Here is a 16,276-nt window from a genome sequence, read left to right as displayed (position 1 = left end):
GCCGTGTCACACCCCCGTGAGACGTCGCGTCAATAAGGAATCCACAGCACGCACCTAAACACGAACGGCCGCCGCCCGCTAGGGGGCGACGGCCGTTCTGTCAGAAATACGCCTCTGACCTGGGGGAATGCAAAATCACCGCACGGAGGGGCCCACCTGGACCGTGATCGAGGAGCCGTCCTTCGGCTGCTTCACGATCTTGATCTTGGTGTTGGTGTCAGTGACCTTGACGCTGCCCGTGGGGTTCTCCGGGTACCAGTAGGTGCCCTTGTGGTCGTCGAAGGCCGAGACCCCGGCGCGCGACTTCAGCTGGAGCGCGACGTCCGCGTTGTGGAGCGTGAAGGCGTCGGTGCGGTACTTCGAGAACGGCGCGTCGTACGGCTGGATCTTGTTCCGCAGGAGCGTGCCGTCCTTCCACTTCAGCGGCTTGGCGTGTGCGTCCACCGGCAGGATCAGACCCTGGCCGTGGTGCTTGCTGACGTTGTTGTCCTTCTGGGAGGTGTCCCACTGCCAGACCAACAGGCCGGTCTGGTACGGGTAGTGCTCCACCCAGTCCGGACGCGTCGTGGAGAAGCCGAAGTTGTACGGACCCGCCTTGAGGGTCTTGTCGTACGACACGTACTGGCGGTTCTCGGCGAAGTAGTACTGCTCGTACTTCTTCGTGAAGGACTCGCCGATGCGCGAGAAGCCCTTCACCTTCCAGCCGTTGTCGCCGTTCTCCGCGCCGTCGGTGAACAGCTTGGCGCCGTCCGCGGTCAGCGTGATCTGGTCGGCGGTGAAGCCCTTGAGCGCGTTGCCGCCGTCCGTGGCGTAGCGGAAGCGGACGTCGATCTTCTTGCCCGCGTAGGCGTCGAGCGGGTAGACGAGCTTCTGGTACTTCGTCGACGAGCCGGTGAGCGCGGGCTTGTCGCCGCCGTCACGGGTGATCTGCTTGCCGTCGGCGGTGCCGTCGACGGGCGTGAAGCTGGCGCCGCCGTCCGTCGAGACCTCGGTGTAGAGGTAGTCGTAGTTCCGCTCGATGTCCCACCAGCCGTCGAGGGACAGTTCGGCCTTCGACTTGCCGGTGAGGTCGACGGACCGGGTCAGGGTGTTCCTGAGGTCGTCGTCCTGGCCGCTCCACCACTGGTTCGCGCCCTCGGTGGGCTTCACGACCGTCGTGGTGACCGACTTCTTGGGCAGCGTGACGAGCAGCGCCTGCTTGTTGCGGGTGTTGTACTCGGACACGCCCAGCTTGTGCGTGGACTTCGTCGCGGCCTTCGCCTTGGCGTAGTTGAGCCAGCCCAGCTGGAACTTATCCCAGGAGGTCATGTCGCCGGGCAGGTCGCCGATCGCGTTCTTGGCGGTGCCGAGCCAGGAGCCGGCCGACATCAGCGACCAGAAGCCGACGGAGTTCTCACCGGCCGCGCCGGGGCCCGTGGTGTCGTACAGGTCCGGCAGGCCGAGGTCGTGGCCGTACTCGTGGGCGAAGACGCCGAGGCCGCCGTTCTCCGGCTGCATCGTGTAGTCACCGACCCAGATGCCGGACTTGCCGATCTGGGTGCCGCCCGCCTTGTTGTTCCCGGGGCCCGTCTTGCCGGCGTCGTCGCCGTAGGCGTACCAGCGGTGCGCCCACAGGGCGTTGGGGCCCTCGGCGCCGCCGCCCGCGGACTCGTCCTCACCGGCGTGGACGATCTGGAAGTGGTCGATGTAGCCGTCGGGCTCGTTGAAGTTGCCGTCGTTGTCGAAGTCGTAGCGGTCCCACTGGTCGTACTTCGCGAGGTCCGCCTTGATCTGCGCGTCCGTACGGCCCTTGGCCTTCTGGTCCTTCTCCCAGGCCGTGACGCCGTCGCGCACCGCGTCCCAGACGTTGGCGCAGTTGTTGTCGCCGCAGTAGTTCGAGCCGTAACGGGCCTCGTTGTAGTCGACCTTGACCCAGTCGGAGACCGTGCCGTCGACCGAGTAGCGCCCGGAGGAGGTCTTCTCGTAGTACGTCTTCAGCGAGTGCTTGGTCTTGCCCTTGCTGTCCTTGCCCTTGCCGAAGTACAGGTCCTGGAAGTGCTTGCGGTTGTAATCGGCTTGCCAGGCCGTGCTGTTGTCCTTCGCACGGTCCGGCTTGGCTATCTTGTTGTGCTGCGGTCCGGGCGTGCCGCCGTACTTCTTGACGGGCGGCTGCGGGCCGTCGGGGCCGTCGGGGTCGTACAGGGTGGTGTCGTCCACCTTGTCCCCGAACTCCACCAGGATCGTGAAGATCTTGTCGGTCTTCTCGCGGCCCAGCTCGACGTACTTCTTGTCGTCGAGCTTGACGACGTTGGAGCCGCCGCGCTTGGTGACCTCGGCCTCGCCCGACACGACCTGTTCGAGGGCCGCCTTGCGCTGCTGGGCCTGCTGCTTGCTGAAGGGGCCGTCCAGGTCGTGGTCGACACCCGTCTTGGCATCCGCCGGATCGCGGCGGTCAACGGCCTGTCCGTCCTTGGCCGAGGGCGCCTTCGCGCCGTCGTCGGCGACCGCCACCCCGTACGCCGAGAACGTCGCGGTGGCCGCGGCCACCGCGACCGTGGCGGCCGCGGCGCGGAACGTCCGTCTCTTGACTCTCACTTGTTGGTTTCCTCCCCCGCTCCCGCCGCGGATCCGGAGGTGTCCCGGTCAAGGAGGTCCGCGCGCGGTAAGCGCGTCATAAGTGACGACATTCGACCGGAGGGTGAAGAGAAAAGACAGACCTTGACTTGAACAGGCCAAATGCTCTATGCAGACGCACTTGTCCACTATCCGGACGCACGCGGTGTGTGGCGGCGGCACGACCGAGCGGCATATTGCATCGTCAACCGGCGCGTGCGACCGTCCAGTTGATGGAACGTATGAATCTATGCGCCCCCCGTGCACCGGCGCCGTGGGTAAGGTCACGCTTACCGCGTGGTCGCGTCGGGCATGCAGGCAAATAGAGCCAGACCCTGGAGAACAGCGCCAAATCAACGGCAGGCGCGGGTGCTCGGCAAGGCATCCAAGCCGACGCCAAAAAGCCCCCTTCGATTCGTATACGTTCCGCTATGCCCCACCCACAACCCCCATAGCCCCAGGATCACCCCCGCATCCGCTGTCCCGAGGACGGATCACGCCATGCCTCGCCCCATGCCTCGTCCGACCGTCGCACAGCTCTCGTATGGTTCCGCGACCGTCATCTGTTCCACCCTCGCCATGCTGCTCCTGTCGCAGGCGACCTCACCCCCAGGAATCGCCGTCATAGCCCTTGCCGCGCTCGGGCTCGGACTGCTCGTCGCCCTAACGGTTCCGCTGCCCAAGCAGGGGCGCGCCAAGACCACCGCCGCTCCCGCGGAGCACCAGGTCCCCGCCCAGCGCACGGTCATCGCGCCCGTGCCGGCGCGGGAGCCCTCGCGGGCCAGCGCGGCCGCCGCCTCCGCCTCCGTACGGGAACCCGCCGGTCCCTGACGGTTCTGTACGGACATACGCATACAGAACCGGCGGGCTCGTGAACCACCTCCACGAACCCGCCGGTCGACCAGCGCCCCGTTCCGCCCGGGCGCCGCTGCCACCTGCCCCGCGGCCGCCGTCCGCCGCGCGGGTCAGCCCGTGCTGACCACCACGGTCTTGGCCGCCTTGTCGTGCAGGCCCTGCTTGTACGGCTTGTCGAAGAAGCTCCAGCCGCCGCAGATCGCCGTCCAGATGCACGCGCAGCAGAACGCGAACGGGATCCACAGGACCGCGGCGCGGGCGAGCGCCGACTGGAGGGTGGGCGTGGCCCCGTCGTTGAGGTTCGCCACCCGCAGATTCAGCCACTTCTTGCCCAGCGTCCGGCCGGACTTGGAGATGAAGTAGCTGTCGTAGGCGATGTACAGCACAGCGGCCAGGAGCGACTGGCCGAACGACTTGCCCGCGTCCACCTTGTCGGGGTCCAGGTCGTACTCGTGCGTGCCGAACAGCCACGTGAGCGCCCAGACGACGATGCCGACGAGGATCATGTCGATGATGCGGGCGAGGACGCGCTTGCCGCTGTCCGCCAGCGGGGGCATGCCCGCGAGGGGGTCGGGGGCGCCGTAGGGGTCACCGCCGTAGGGCGGGGGCGGGGCGCCGCCGCCCGGGCCGCCCGGGCCGCCGCCAGGGGGCGGGGTGTCGTAGGGCGATCCACCGCCCGGGGGCGGGGCCCCGTACGGAGATCCGCCGCCGGGGCCCGGCGGGGGCGGCTGCTTCCTGAACGGATCGTTGTCGTCGGGGTCCGGTCCTGTGGGGTAGGGCGGCGGTTCGGTGCTCATGGGGTGAGTGCACCGCGAAGTGAAGGGACCTGCATGCGCTGAGCGGCTGTCCGGGTTACCTCTTCCCGTTCTGCCACGACGGGCCTTCGGTCGACCGCGGATGCGTCGTGGCTGAGCGCGCGGTTCCCCGCGCCCCTGCGGGGCGCTTCCGTGCCGGCCCCGGTCAGGACGCCACGAACGTCTTCGCGGCCTTGTCGTGCCAGCACTGGCGCCACGGCCGGTCGAACAGGCACCACAGCACGCCGAGCACCCCCACCACCAGGATCCCCGGCACGGCGTACACGAGCCAGCGCCGCAGGGCCGCCCCGAAGGACGGCGCCCCGTGCCCCTCGATGCCCCGCACCTGGATCCCGCACAGCTTCTTGCCGAGCGTCCGCCCCCACTTGGCCGTCGGCAGCGCCTCGTACAGGACGCCGAAGAGCAGCAGCACGCCGAGGAGGATGCCGAGGTAGCCCGCGGTGGTGCCGTCGAGCAGCCAGACGGTGACCTTCTGGCCGGACAGCTTCGCCGCGTCGATCTTGCTGTCGATGTGGTCCGCGGCCCGCGTGCCGAGCGGCAGCGCGGCCCCCGCGGTGACGGCGGCGAGGACGACGGTGTCGACGAGCCGCGCCACCAGCCGCTTGCCGAGCGGGGCGGGCCGCGCCTCGGCCTGGGCCGCCGCCGCGAACGGGTCCGCGGCCACCGGCTTCCACGGCACGACGGGCCCGTCGCCCTGCGGGGCTGCGGACGGCTGGGCGAGCTGGTGCACCTGCTGCGCCCAGGAGGCGGCACCGCCACCGGGCCCGGGGGTCACCACTCCCCCGCTGCCGGGGGCACCGGTCTGCTGCGGCACGGACGGCCCGGCGGACGCGGCGGACGCGGCAGGCACGGACGGCACAGCGGGCGCGGCGGGCACAGCGGGCGCGGACGGCACGGGAGTCGGCGCGGACCCCGGTGCCGGCTTGGGGCGCAGCGCCCTGATCGCCATCGTGCCCTCGGCGCCGCCGGACGCGCCGGGCGTGGCGGGGCCGCCGGGCTTCACCGGTCCGGTGGGGCGGCGGAAGGTGACCGTTCCCTCGCCGGAGGGGGGCTGCGGAGGGCCCGCCTTGACGCCGGGGGCCTGGACCGCGTCCTCGGGGCGGCCCTGCGCGGGCACGCGGTTCGCGGTGCCCTGGGCGGCGCCCGGCGCGGCCGGGTCGGGGCGGGCCGCGGGCTCGGCCGGCAGCCTGGGGTCCTGCTGGCCGGGCGCGCCCCAGGACACCCGCTGGTCCTGCTCGCCGCCGAGCCCGCTCTGCCGGGCGGCGTCCGCGCCCCAGGCCGACGCGGGCTCCTGATCGGCGTCGGGCCCCGGCTCCTCGGACTGGGCGACGCCCTCCGGCTCCTCGTCGAAGAAGACGGGTCCTGTCTCCTCGACCGGCGGCGCGGGCACGGGCACCGCGGCCGCCGCCGAGCGCGGCGGGGCGGGCAGGGGCTCACCCTCGGACGGCGCCGGGCGGCTCGTACCGGGCACCCAGGCGGCGCCGTTCCAGTACCGGACGTAGCCGGGGATGGACGGATCGGGGTAGTAGCCCTCGCGGGGCCTGTCGTCGCCGGGGGCCGGGGTTGGGGCGCTCATGTCCGTCGTCCCGTATCTGCTCGGGGGTCGTGTGCGGCTCCACATCTATCAGACCGGCGTGCCCCGCCGGGTGGCTCCCGCCGCACCGCCCCCTTCCGTGCACGGTTCCTCCCCGACCTCGCACGGAGGGCTCGTACGGGGGCGCGGAAGGGGCCCGTACGAACCCCTTCGAAAGTTCTCCGAAAAACTTTCCCGAAGTCGCGTAATGCCCGGCGCTCCTCGCGCTCTGACTCTCTGCGGGCCCGTTCCGGGGCCGCGCGGAACAGTCACCAGAGAAAGGAAGCGCGAGCGATATGCACACCGTGGTGGAACGCGAGCTGGAGCTGAAACTGGTCCTCTCGCCGGAACGCTCGATCCCCGTGCCGGCCCGGCTCAGCTACCGCACCGACGATCCGTACGCCGTCCACATCGCCTTTCACATCGGCTCCGAGAACCCCGTGAACTGGACGTTCGCCCGGGAGCTGCTCGTGGAGGGGGTGTTCCGGCCGTGCGGCCACGGCGACGTGCGGGTGTGGCCGACGAAGGTCGAGGGCAAGTCCGTGGTCCTGATGGCGCTGAGCTCCCCCGACGGGGACGCGCTCCTGGAGGCCCCGGCGCCCGCCGTGTCGGCCTGGCTGGAGCGCACCCTGCGGGTGGTCCCTCCGGGCTCTGAGGCCGAGCGGCTCGGCATCGACGACGGCCTCGCCGAGCTGCTCGCCCCCACCCCCGGCCGCGCCGACGAGCTGTGGCTGCGGGACCCGTGGCCCTCTGACGAGTCCAAGGACGGTGAGTGAGCGCGAGCGTCACGGGGGAGCCCGCCACGGAGGCGGGTGAGAGCGAGGGCGCTCAGAAGAGCTTGCCCGGATTGAGGAGGTGGTGCGGGTCGAAGGCGGCCTTGACGGCACGCTGCATCTCGACGCCGACGGGTCCCAGTTCGCGCGCCAGCCACTCCTTCTTGAGGACGCCGACGCCGTGCTCACCGGTGATGGTGCCGCCGAGTTCGAGGCCGAGGGCCATGATCTCGTCGAAGGACTCGCGGGCGCGCCGGGACTCGTCGGGGTCGGCGGCGTCGAAGCAGACGGTGGGGTGGGTGTTGCCGTCGCCCGCGTGCGCGCACACGCCGATGGTCAGGGCGTACTTGTCCGCGATGCGCTCGACGCCGTCGAGCATGTCGCCGAGCCGGGAGCGCGGCACGCACACGTCGTCGATCATCGTGGTGCCCTTGACCGCTTCGAGGGCGGTGAGCGACAGCCTGCGGGCCTGGAGCAGGAGTTCGGACTCGGCCGCGTCCTCCGCGGGGACGACCTGGGTGGCGCCCGCCGCCTCGCACAGGGCGCCGACGGCGGCGAGGTCGGCGGCCGGGTCCGGGGTGTCGAAGGCGGCCAGGAGCAGGGCCTCCGTGGTCTCCGGCAGGCCCATGTGGGCGAGGGAGTTGACGGCCCGGATCGTCGTGCGGTCCATCAGTTCGAGGAGGGACGGCACATGACCGCCCTCCATGATCCGGCACACGGCGTCGCAGGCCGCGGCCGCCGAGCCGAACTCGGCCGCGAGCACGAGCTGCCGGGGCGGCTGCGGCTTGAGCGCGAGGATCGCCCGGACGACGATGCCGAGGCTGCCCTCGGAGCCGACGAACAGGCGGGTCAGGTCGTATCCGGCGACGCCCTTGGCGGTGCGGCGGCCGGTGCGCAGGAGGCGCCCGTCGGCGAGGACGACGTCGAGGCCGAGGACGTACTCGGCCGTCACGCCGTACTTCACACAGCACAGGCCGCCCGACGCGGTGCCGATGTTCCCGCCGATAGTGCAGGTCTCCCAGCTGGAGGGGTCGGGCGGGTAGGCGAGGCCGTGGGCGGCGACCGCGCGCGAGAGGGCGGCGTTGACGACGCCCGGCTCGACGACGGCCACGCGGTCCACGGGGTTGATCTCCAGGATGCGGTCCATCTTCACGAGCGAGAGCACGACGCAGCCGTCGCTGGCGTTGGCCCCGCCCGACAGGCCCGTGCGGGCGCCCTGCGGCACGACGGGCACGCGCAGCTCGGTGGCCGTGCGCATGACGTGCTGGACCTGCTCGACGGTGCGGGGCAGGACGACCGCGGCCGGGCTGCCCGCCGCGCAGAAGCTCGCCATGTCGTGCGCGTACGAGGACGTGACGTCCGGGTCGGTGAGGACCGCGTCGGCGGGAAGGCCCGCCCGGAGGGCTTCGATGAGGGCGCTGCTCATGATCACAGCCTCGCACCCGGGGCCATCGGTGTGAACCCGTGTGCGACGCCCTTCGCGTGCCGCGACGCGATCTTCGTATTGACGCACAGTGAGCGCCATGGAGACCGAGAAGCCCGGCGCGGCCGGGGAGCGGGCCGCGAGCCCCGCCGCGGAACGGGCCCCGGCGCTCGGCCCCGCCGGGTCCGTGGCCCGGCTGCTCGACGGGATCGCCGAGGAGCGGCCGCGCGGGCGCGGTCTGCGGCGGGCCCTAGTCGGGGCCGTGGCGGGCGCCGCCGTGCTCGGCGGCGTGCTCGTGTGCGTGCTGGTGCCCGGCTCGGGCGAGCGGGCCACGCCGCCCGCGCCGGGGCCCGCCGGGCGCGCCCTGGCCGCCGCGGGCACCGGGGTCCCGGCCGCGCTGCCCGATCTGGCCGTGCTCATCGGCGAGCGCGAGGCCCATCTGCGGGCGCACCCCGGCGACGACCAGTCGTGGGCGGTCCTCGGCTCGGCGTACGTCGAACAGGGCTCGCGGACGGGGGACTTCATGGCCTACCCGAAGGCCGAGCAGGCGCTGCGCGCCTCCCTGCGGGCGCGGCCCGAGGGGAACGTGGAGGCCCTCGCCGGGCTCGCGGCGCTCGCCTGCGCGCGGCACGACTACCGGGCGGCGCGGACGTGGGGCGAGCGGGCGGCGCGGCTCGCGCCGAAGCGGTGGATGACCTATCCGGTGCTCATCGACGCCTACCGGGGCCTCGGTGACGCCAAGGGCGTGGCCCGTTCGCTCGCGGCGCTCCAGAAGCTGCGGTCCGGCGCGCCCGTCATGGCCAGGGCCGGGACGGTCTACCGCGACCGGGGCTGGCGCGAGGACGCGGCGGCCGCGCTGGCCGACGCGGCGGCGCTCGCCGAGTCCCCCGCCGAGCGGGCCGCGGCGCTGCACCGGGTCGGGGAGCTGGCCTGGGAGCGGGGCGAGCCCGCGCAGGCGCTGCGCTACGCCGAGGCGGCGCTCGCAGCCGACCCGGGGCAGCCGCCCGCGCTCGCGGCGAAGGGGCGCGCCCTCGCCGCGCTCGGGCGCACCTCGCAGGCGCTGCAGGCCTACCGGAGCGCGCTCGCCACGTGGCCGGAGCCGCGGTACGCCCTGGAGCTGGGCGAGTTGTACGAGTCCTTGAAGCTGATGCCCGCCGCGCGGGCGCAGTACGACCTGGTGCGGGCGCGGGTCCGGGACGCCGGGCGCGGCGGCGTGAACGACGAGCGGGTGCTCGGGCTGTTCGAGGCGGACCACGGGGACGCCGAGGCCGCGGTGGGGCGGCTGCGGGCGGAGTTCGCGCGGCACGGGAGTCCGGAGAACGCGGACGCGCTGGGGTGGGCGCTGCACCGGGCCGGGGACCCGGAGGCCGGCCTGAAGCTGGCGGAGCGGGCGATGAAGAAGGGGCCGCGCAGTGCGCTGTTCGCCTATCACCGGGGGGAGATCGAGCGGGAGCTCGGGCGGTACGGGGCCGCGCGGCGGCACCTCACGGAGGCCCTGCGGGTGAACCCGTACTTCTCCCCGCTGGGCGCCGCGGCGGCGCGCGACGCCCTCCAGGCCCTGGGCGAGCCGCCCGAGAGCGGCCCCGCCGAGGTCTACGCCCCGCCGGGGGCCCCGGTCCCGAAGCTCCCCACGCCCCGCAAGGCCGCGGCGGCACGGTGACGCACACGGTGCTCAAGGCCGTGCCCACCTGCCCCGCGGGGCAGGTGGGCACGGCGCGCGCGGGCCTCGGCTAGAGGTTGCCGCGCTTCTCCTGCTCGCGCTCGATCGCTTCGAACAGCGCCTTGAAGTTGCCCTTGCCGAAGCCCATCGAGCCGTGCCGCTCGATCATCTCGAAGAAGACCGTCGGCCGGTCCTGGACCGGCTTGGTGAAGATCTGCAGCAGATAGCCGTCCTCGTCGCGGTCGACCAGGATCTTCAGCTCGCGCAGCGTCTCCACGGGCACCCGGGTCTCACCGGCCCACTCGCCCAGGGTGTCGTAGTAGGAGTCGGGGGTGTCGAGGAACTGCACACCCGCCGCGCGCATGGTGCGCACCGTGGCGACGATGTCGTTCGTGGCGAGCGCGATGTGCTGGACGCCCGCGCCGCCGTAGAACTCCAAGTACTCGTCGATCTGGGACTTCTTCTTGGCGATGGCGGGCTCGTTGATCGGGAACTTCACCTTCAGGGTCCCGTCGGCCACCACCTTCGACATCAGCGCCGAGTACTCGGTCGCGATGTCGTCGCCCACGAACTCCTTCATGTTCGTGAAGCCCATGACCTTGTTGTAGAAGCCGACCCACTCGTTCATCTTGCCGAGCTCGACGTTGCCCACACAGTGGTCGATGGCCTGGAACGTCCGCTTGGCGGGCGGCTCGACGATCGGCGACGCGGCCACGAAGCCGGGCAGGTACGGACCGTCGTAGCCCTTGCGCTCGACCAGGGTGTGGCGGGTCTTGCCGTACGTCGCGATGGCCGCGAGGACCACCGTGCCGTTCTCGTCCTTGACCTCGTACGGCTCGTCGATGCCGCGCGCGCCGTGCTCGACGGCGTACGCGTACGCGGCGCGCGCGTCCGGCACCTCGATGGCGAGGTCGACGACGCCGTCGCCGTGCGCGGCCACGTGCTCGGCGAGGAAGGTGCCGCGCTCGGTGGAGGGCTTGATGACGGAGGTGAAGACGAACCGCGCGGCGCCGTTCTCCAGGACGTAACTGGCGGTCTCGCGGCTGCCGTTCTCCGGTCCGGAGTAGGCCACGAGCTTCATGCCGAACGCCGTGGAGTAGTAGTGAGCGGCCTGCTTGGCGTTGCCCACGGCGAAGACGACCGCGTCCATTCCCTTGACCGGGAAGGGGTCGGCCTCGCGCGCGGTTTCGGGCGTGGTGTGTGTGGTCTGAGTCATACTCCGAGGCTCCCGCCGAACCGCAAGATGCGCAATAGTTCGCGTATTCGCTGGGCAATGTGCGCAGCGAGCGCCGAGGTACGCCGGGCGTTCTGTACATCATGACCACTTCGGAGGCGGCATGGCGATCGATCATCTGGACGGCAGGCTCATCGTGCTGCTCGCGCGCGAGCCGCGGATCGGCGTCCTGGAGGCGTCCCGCAGGCTCGGCGTCGCGCGCGGCACGGTGCAGGCCCGCATGGACCGGCTTCAGTCGAACGGAGTCATCCGCGGCTTCGGCCCGGAGGTGGACCCGGCGGCGCTCGGCTACCCGGTCACGGCGTTCGCGACCCTGGAGATCAAACAGGGCCAGGGCGCCGACGTGCGGGCGCACTTGGCGGGCGTGGCGGAGGTCCTCGAACTGCACACCATCACCGGGCACGGCGACATGCTGTGCCGTCTGGTGGCCCGCTCCAACGCGGATCTCCAACGTGTGATCGACCGGGTGGTGGGTTTTGATGGCATCGTCCGGGCCTCCACGGCGATCGTCATGGAGAACCCCGTTCCGCTGCGGATCATCCCGCTGGTGGAGCAGGCGTCCGGCGGCTGACGGCACGGGCGACGTGGGGCGTGGGTAGGGACTAGGGCGATCCACCCGTACGACGCACGCGGGCGCGGGGAGACTCCCCGCGCCGTCTGGCGCACCCCGCGAGGTGAGCGGCACGGTGAACTTCTGGGACTACCTCGGCAACCGGCACCAGCAGTTGCTGATGGACGCGTACCAGCACGCCAGCGCGGTCTTCCAGTGCATGGTGGTGGCCACGGTCATCGGCGTGCTGATCGGTGTGGTGACCTACCGCAGCGAGTGGGCGGGCAACCTCGCCACGACCGCGACCTCCACGATCCTGACCATCCCGTCGCTCGCCATGATCGGTCTGCTGATCCCGGTCGTGGGCCTCGGCGTCGCGCCGACGGTGACGGCCCTGACGCTGTACGGCCTGCTGCCGATCGTGCGCAACTCCATCGTGGGGCTGCGCGGCGTCGACCCCACCCTGGTGGACGCCGCGAAGGGCATCGGCATGTCCCGCCTGCACCGGCTCGTGCGCATCGAGCTGCCGCTGGCGTGGCCGCCGATCCTGACCGGCATCCGGGTCTCCACGCAGATGCTGATGGGCATCGCCGCGATCGCCGCCTACGCCTCCGGGCCCGGGCTCGGCAACGAGATCTTCCGCGGCATCGCCTCGCTCGGCAGCAAGAACGCGCTCAACCAAGTGCTCGCGGGCACGCTCGGGATCATCGTCCTGGCGCTGCTCTTCGACGCCGCCTACGTCCTGATCGGCCGTCTGACGATTCCGAGGGGGATCCGTGTCTGAGACTCCGGAGAGGCCCGTCCCGTCGCCCGCGCCCGGCGCGGCGGGCTCCACCGCCGACCAGGCGGGCTCCACCGCCACCTCGCCCGCCACCGCCGCGGCCGGGGCGTCCGCCACCACCGGCGCGACGATCGAGCTGGAGAGCCTCACCAAGCGCTACCCCGGGAGCTCCGAACCGGCCGTGGACAGCGTGAACATGGAGATCAAGGCGGGCGAGATCGTGATCTTCGTCGGCCCCTCGGGCTGCGGCAAGTCGACCACGCTGAAGATGATCAACCGCCTGATCGAGCCGACCAGCGGCCGCATCCGCATCAACGGCGAGGACGTCACCGACATCGACCCGGTGAAGCTGCGCCGCAAGGTCGGCTACGCCATCCAGTCCTCCGGCCTCTTCCCGCACATGACGGTCGCTCAGAACATCGCGCTCGTCCCGAAGATGGTGGGCTGGGGCAAGGCCAGGATCAAGGCGCGGGTGGAGGAGATGCTGGACCTGGTCGGGCTCGACCCGGCCGAGTTCCACGGCCGCTATCCGCGCCAGCTCTCCGGCGGCCAGCAGCAGCGCGTGGGCGTGGCCCGCGCGCTCGCGGCCGATCCGCCCGTGCTCCTCATGGACGAGCCGTTCGGCGCGGTCGACCCGATCACCCGCGACCACCTCCAGGACGAGCTGATCCGGCTCCAGCACGAGCTGCACAAGACGATCGTCTTCGTCACGCACGACTTCGACGAGGCCATCAAGCTGGGCGACCGCATCGCCGTGCTCCGCGAGCGCTCGCACATCGCGCAGTTCGACACCCCCGAGGCGATCCTCACCAATCCGGCCGACGACTTCGTGTCGGGCTTCGTCGGCGCGGGCGCGGCCCTGAAGCGGCTGAACCTGACGCGCGTACGGGACGTGGAGATGGCCGACGTGCCGACGGTGACGGTCGACGACCCGCTCCAGGACATCTTCGACAAGCTGCGCGCGAGCGGCACCAACGAACTGCTCCTGCTCGACAAGCGCGGCCGCCCCTACAAGTGGCTCAGACGCGGCGACCTGATGCGGGCCAGGGGCTCCCTGGCCCGCGCCGGCACCCTCGTGCACGACACGGTGACCCGGGACGCCACGCTCCGCGACGCCCTGGAGGCGGTGCTCACCGACAACGCGGGCCGGGTCGCCGTGACCGGGCGGCGCGGCGAGTACACGGGCGTCGTCGACATGGAGACGCTGATGAACTCCGTGCACGAGATGCTGGAGGCCGACCGTCTCGACGCCCTGGAGCACCAGCACGAACTGGAGGAGCAGCGCGCCCAGTTGACGCAGAAGGAGCAGGAAGGCGACGGCGGCGGGGAGGTGAAGCGTTGAGTCCGGTGTCCGGCAACGAGCCGCGCGTCCCCGAGCGCAAGCACGCCGCCCGGGAGGCGTCGCGCCCGCGCGGCGAGCACGAGGTCAAGGGCCTGGCCTTCCGCGACGACGGCGGGGCCGGGCCGGAGGCGCCCGCGACCCCGGTGGCGCGCGAGCCGCGCCGGGTGACCTGGCAGAAGCTGACGTTCCTGCCCGCGCTCCTGGCGGCGGTCCTGATCGCCACCTGGATCTGGTTCGAGCAGGCCGACCTGGACGAGATCTCCAAGAACGCGCTGTCCAACGGCCAGGTGGGCAAGGCCCTGCGGCAGCACGTCGAGCTGACGGCGATCTCCACCTTCTTCGTGCTGATCATCGCGATCCCGCTGGGGATCCTGCTGACGCGGCGCCGCTTCCGCAAGGGCGCGCCGGTGGCCATGGCCCTGGCGAACACGGGCCAGGCGACGCCCGCGATCGGCCTGCTCGCCCTGCTGGTGATCTGGCTGGGCATCGGTGAGAAGGCGGCCCTGACCGGCATCATCATCTACGCCGTCCTGCCGGTGCTCTCCAACACGATCGCGGGCCTCAAGGCGAACGACCCCACCCTCCTCGAAGCCGCGCGGGGCATCGGCATGTCCCCGCTCGGCGTGCTCGCCCGGGTCGAACTCCCGCTGGCCGTCCCGCTGATCCTCGCGGGCGTGCGCACCGCGCTCGTCCTGAACGTGGGCACGGCGACGCTCGCGACCTTCGGCGGCGGCGGGGGCCTGGGCGTCCTGATCACCACGGGCATCACCAACCAGCGCATGCCGGTCCTGATGCTCGGCTCGATCCTGACGGTGGTGCTCGCCCTGCTCGTGGACTGGCTGGCCTCGCTCGCCGAAGTCGTCCTCAGCCCGCGCGGTCTGGAGGTGCGCTCATGAGGTGCGCGGCGCGTACGAAGGCGTGGGGGGCGGTGGCCGGGGTCCTCCTGGCCGCGGGCGGCTGCGGTCTGACCAGCGGCTCGCCGATGGTGGACGACGTGAAGCCCGGCATCGTCGGCAAGGGTCAGCCCCTGAAGGGCGCCGACCTCACGGTCACCTCGAAGGAGTTCACCGAGCAGCTGGTCCTCGGCGCGATCATGGGGATCGCCTTCCAGGCGGCGGGCGCGGACGTCCTGGACCGCACCGGGATCCAGGGCTCGATCGGCGCGCGGGAGGCGGTCAAGGGCGGGGACGCGGACGCCATGTACGAGTACACGGGCACCGCGTGGATCACCTACCTCGGCAACGCCAAGCCCGTCACCGACCCGCAGCAGCAGTGGGAGGTGGTCCGTGAGGCCGACGCGAAGAACGGCCTGACCTGGCTGCCGCCCGCCGCGCTCAACAACACCTACGCCCTCGCCATGAACGAGTCCAACTTCAAGAAGTACGGCACGAAGACGCTCTCCGACGTCGCCGCCCTGGCGAAGCGGGATCCCAAGGCCGTCACGGTGTGCGTGGAGGGCGAGTTCGCCAACCGCGCGGACGGCCTGCCCGGCATGCAGAAGGCGTACGGCATGAAGCTCCCGGCCGGGAACATCACGCAGATGGACACCGGGATCATCTACACCCAGGCCCGGAAGGGCACCTGCACGTACGGCGAGGTCTTCACGACGGACGGCCGCATCAAGGCCATGAACCTGACGCCGATGGCGGACGACCGCCACTTCTTCCCCAACTACAACGCGGCTCCCGAGATCAACAGCAAGACCCTCAAGAAGTACCCGGAGATCGCAGAGGTCCTCGCGCCCATCACGAAGAAGCTCGACAACAAGGTGGCGCAGGAGCTGAACTCCAAGGTCGACGTGGACGGCGAGGATCCGCACGAGGTGGCGAAGGACTGGATGGTGGAGCAGGGCTTCGTGAAGGAGTAGCCCGGGGGCGCAGTGGTCCGGGGGGTGCGGCCCGGGGGCTCCGGGCGCCTCCCGCCGGGTTCCGGCCATGCAAAGACTCCCTTGCAAAGAAAGCGTTGCAACGGAGTCTTTGCATGCGTACGCTGAGGGCCATGACGCAGGACCCGAAGCCTCGGAAGATCCATCACCTCGACGCGCGCTCGCTGCGCGGCCTCGCCCATCCGCTGCGGATGCGGCTGCTCACCTCACTGAGGTTCGACGGCCCGGCCACGGCGTCCCAACTCGCCGCCCGCCTGGGCGAGTCGAGCGGCGCCACGAGCTATCACCTGCGCCAGCTCGCGGAGTACGGCTTCGCGGAGGACGACCCGGAGCGCGGCAAGGGCAGGGAGCGCTGGTGGCGCTCCGTCCACCAGGGCACGTACCTCGACGACCAGCTGCGCACCGACCCGACCCCGGAAGTGCGCGGCGCGCTCAACGCCTATCTGCACGAGGCCGCGACGCACCACGCCCAGGAGCTGGCCACCTGGCTCGGCACCGAGGGCGACTGGTCCAAGGAGTGGGTCGAGTCGTCGGACATGAGCGACTTCACGCTGCACCTCACCCCGGCGCAGAACGCGGAGCTCGGCCGCAAGGTCCACGAACTCATCGAGAGCTACCGGAAGCTGTCCCCCGACGAGGACGCTCCGGACGCGGCCCGCGTCCGCATCCACCTGCACGCGTTCCCGACGAAATCCGGGGCCGACACCTGAGAGGAGCACCCCGCCGTGCACCCCGAGATCCATCTGTTCCTGCACGAGACCCGTGCCGCCGAGCTGCGCCGCGAGGCCCCCGC

General features: G+C 71.4%; 14 protein-coding genes. 9 read left to right on the top strand and 5 right to left on the bottom strand.

Annotation, left to right across the window (positions count from 1 at the left end; all coding sequences use genetic code 11):
• Positions 1–135: 135 nt before the first annotated feature.
• Positions 136–2,574, bottom strand: coding sequence for an immune inhibitor A domain-containing protein (locus AC5WAM_RS25195; RefSeq protein WP_366794477.1), 2,439 nt, complete (start codon positions 2,572–2,574; stop codon positions 136–138).
• A 531-nt stretch (positions 2,575–3,105) separates the two neighbouring features.
• Between AC5WAM_RS25195 and AC5WAM_RS25190 the strand changes: the two genes are divergently transcribed.
• Positions 3,106–3,423: a hypothetical protein gene (locus AC5WAM_RS25190; protein WP_495518881.1), complete on the top strand. Its 318-nt coding sequence runs from the start codon at positions 3,106–3,108 to the stop codon at positions 3,421–3,423.
• Between the two features lie 134 nt (positions 3,424–3,557).
• Here the strand turns inward: AC5WAM_RS25190 and AC5WAM_RS25185 are convergent, their stop codons facing one another.
• Together AC5WAM_RS25185 and AC5WAM_RS25180 are read right to left on the bottom strand one after the other, a co-directional pair.
• Entirely contained in the window at positions 3,558–4,244 is a 687-nt protein-coding gene (locus AC5WAM_RS25185; RefSeq protein WP_495518880.1) for an RDD family protein, read from the bottom strand.
• Between the two features lie 163 nt (positions 4,245–4,407).
• On the bottom strand, positions 4,408–5,838 hold the full coding sequence (locus tag AC5WAM_RS25180) for an RDD family protein (protein WP_495518879.1): 1,431 nt from the start codon (positions 5,836–5,838) through the stop codon (positions 4,408–4,410).
• Between the two features lie 293 nt (positions 5,839–6,131).
• On the opposite strand from AC5WAM_RS25180, the gene AC5WAM_RS25175 reads away from it, so the two are divergent.
• Positions 6,132–6,611, top strand: a complete 480-nt coding sequence (locus tag AC5WAM_RS25175) for an SsgA family sporulation/cell division regulator (protein WP_030680789.1) — start codon at positions 6,132–6,134, stop codon at positions 6,609–6,611.
• Positions 6,612–6,663: 52 nt separating this feature from the next.
• On the opposite strand, the gene AC5WAM_RS25170 is transcribed toward AC5WAM_RS25175, so the two are convergent.
• Positions 6,664–8,034 (bottom strand): FAD-binding oxidoreductase, encoded by a 1,371-nt coding sequence (locus AC5WAM_RS25170; protein WP_366794473.1) that lies wholly within the window; start codon positions 8,032–8,034, stop codon positions 6,664–6,666.
• A gap of 97 nt (positions 8,035–8,131) precedes the next feature.
• On the opposite strand from AC5WAM_RS25170, the gene AC5WAM_RS25165 reads away from it, so the two are divergent.
• Positions 8,132–9,691, top strand: a complete 1,560-nt coding sequence (locus AC5WAM_RS25165; protein ID WP_495518878.1) for a tetratricopeptide repeat protein — start codon at positions 8,132–8,134, stop codon at positions 9,689–9,691.
• Positions 9,692–9,761: 70 nt separating this feature from the next.
• Here the strand turns inward: AC5WAM_RS25165 and hppD are convergent, their stop codons facing one another.
• A complete protein-coding gene (gene hppD / locus AC5WAM_RS25160) occupies positions 9,762–10,907 on the bottom strand; it encodes a 4-hydroxyphenylpyruvate dioxygenase (RefSeq protein ID WP_138959967.1) in 1,146 nt (381 codons plus the stop codon).
• A gap of 121 nt (positions 10,908–11,028) precedes the next feature.
• On the opposite strand from hppD, the gene AC5WAM_RS25155 reads away from it, so the two are divergent.
• From AC5WAM_RS25155 to AC5WAM_RS25130, 6 genes are all read left to right on the top strand, one after another.
• Positions 11,029–11,496, top strand: a complete 468-nt coding sequence (locus tag AC5WAM_RS25155) for an Lrp/AsnC family transcriptional regulator (protein ID WP_138959968.1) — start codon at positions 11,029–11,031, stop codon at positions 11,494–11,496.
• 115 nt (positions 11,497–11,611) lie between these two features.
• Positions 11,612–12,259, top strand: a complete 648-nt coding sequence (locus AC5WAM_RS25150) for an ABC transporter permease (protein ID WP_030680772.1) — start codon at positions 11,612–11,614, stop codon at positions 12,257–12,259.
• A gap of 127 nt (positions 12,260–12,386) precedes the next feature.
• Positions 12,387–13,598 carry a betaine/proline/choline family ABC transporter ATP-binding protein gene (locus AC5WAM_RS25145; RefSeq protein ID WP_366794481.1) on the top strand — a complete coding sequence of 404 codons (1,212 nt, stop codon included), beginning with the start codon at positions 12,387–12,389 and terminating at the stop codon, positions 13,596–13,598.
• Between the two features lie 5 nt (positions 13,599–13,603).
• Entirely contained in the window at positions 13,604–14,494 is an 891-nt protein-coding gene (locus AC5WAM_RS25140; RefSeq protein WP_495523651.1) for an ABC transporter permease, read from the top strand.
• Positions 14,491–15,465: a glycine betaine ABC transporter substrate-binding protein gene (locus tag AC5WAM_RS25135; RefSeq protein ID WP_366794471.1), complete on the top strand. Its 975-nt coding sequence runs from the start codon at positions 14,491–14,493 to the stop codon at positions 15,463–15,465. The genes AC5WAM_RS25140 and AC5WAM_RS25135 overlap by 4 nt, the downstream gene beginning before the upstream one ends.
• A gap of 131 nt (positions 15,466–15,596) precedes the next feature.
• A complete protein-coding gene (locus AC5WAM_RS25130; RefSeq protein ID WP_366794470.1) occupies positions 15,597–16,193 on the top strand; it encodes an ArsR/SmtB family transcription factor in 597 nt (198 codons plus the stop codon).
• Positions 16,194–16,276: the final 83 nt, after the last annotated feature.

Source organism: Streptomyces sp. JLYT201, assembly GCF_059448825.1.
This window is presented reverse-complemented; position numbering and strand designations above follow the sequence as displayed.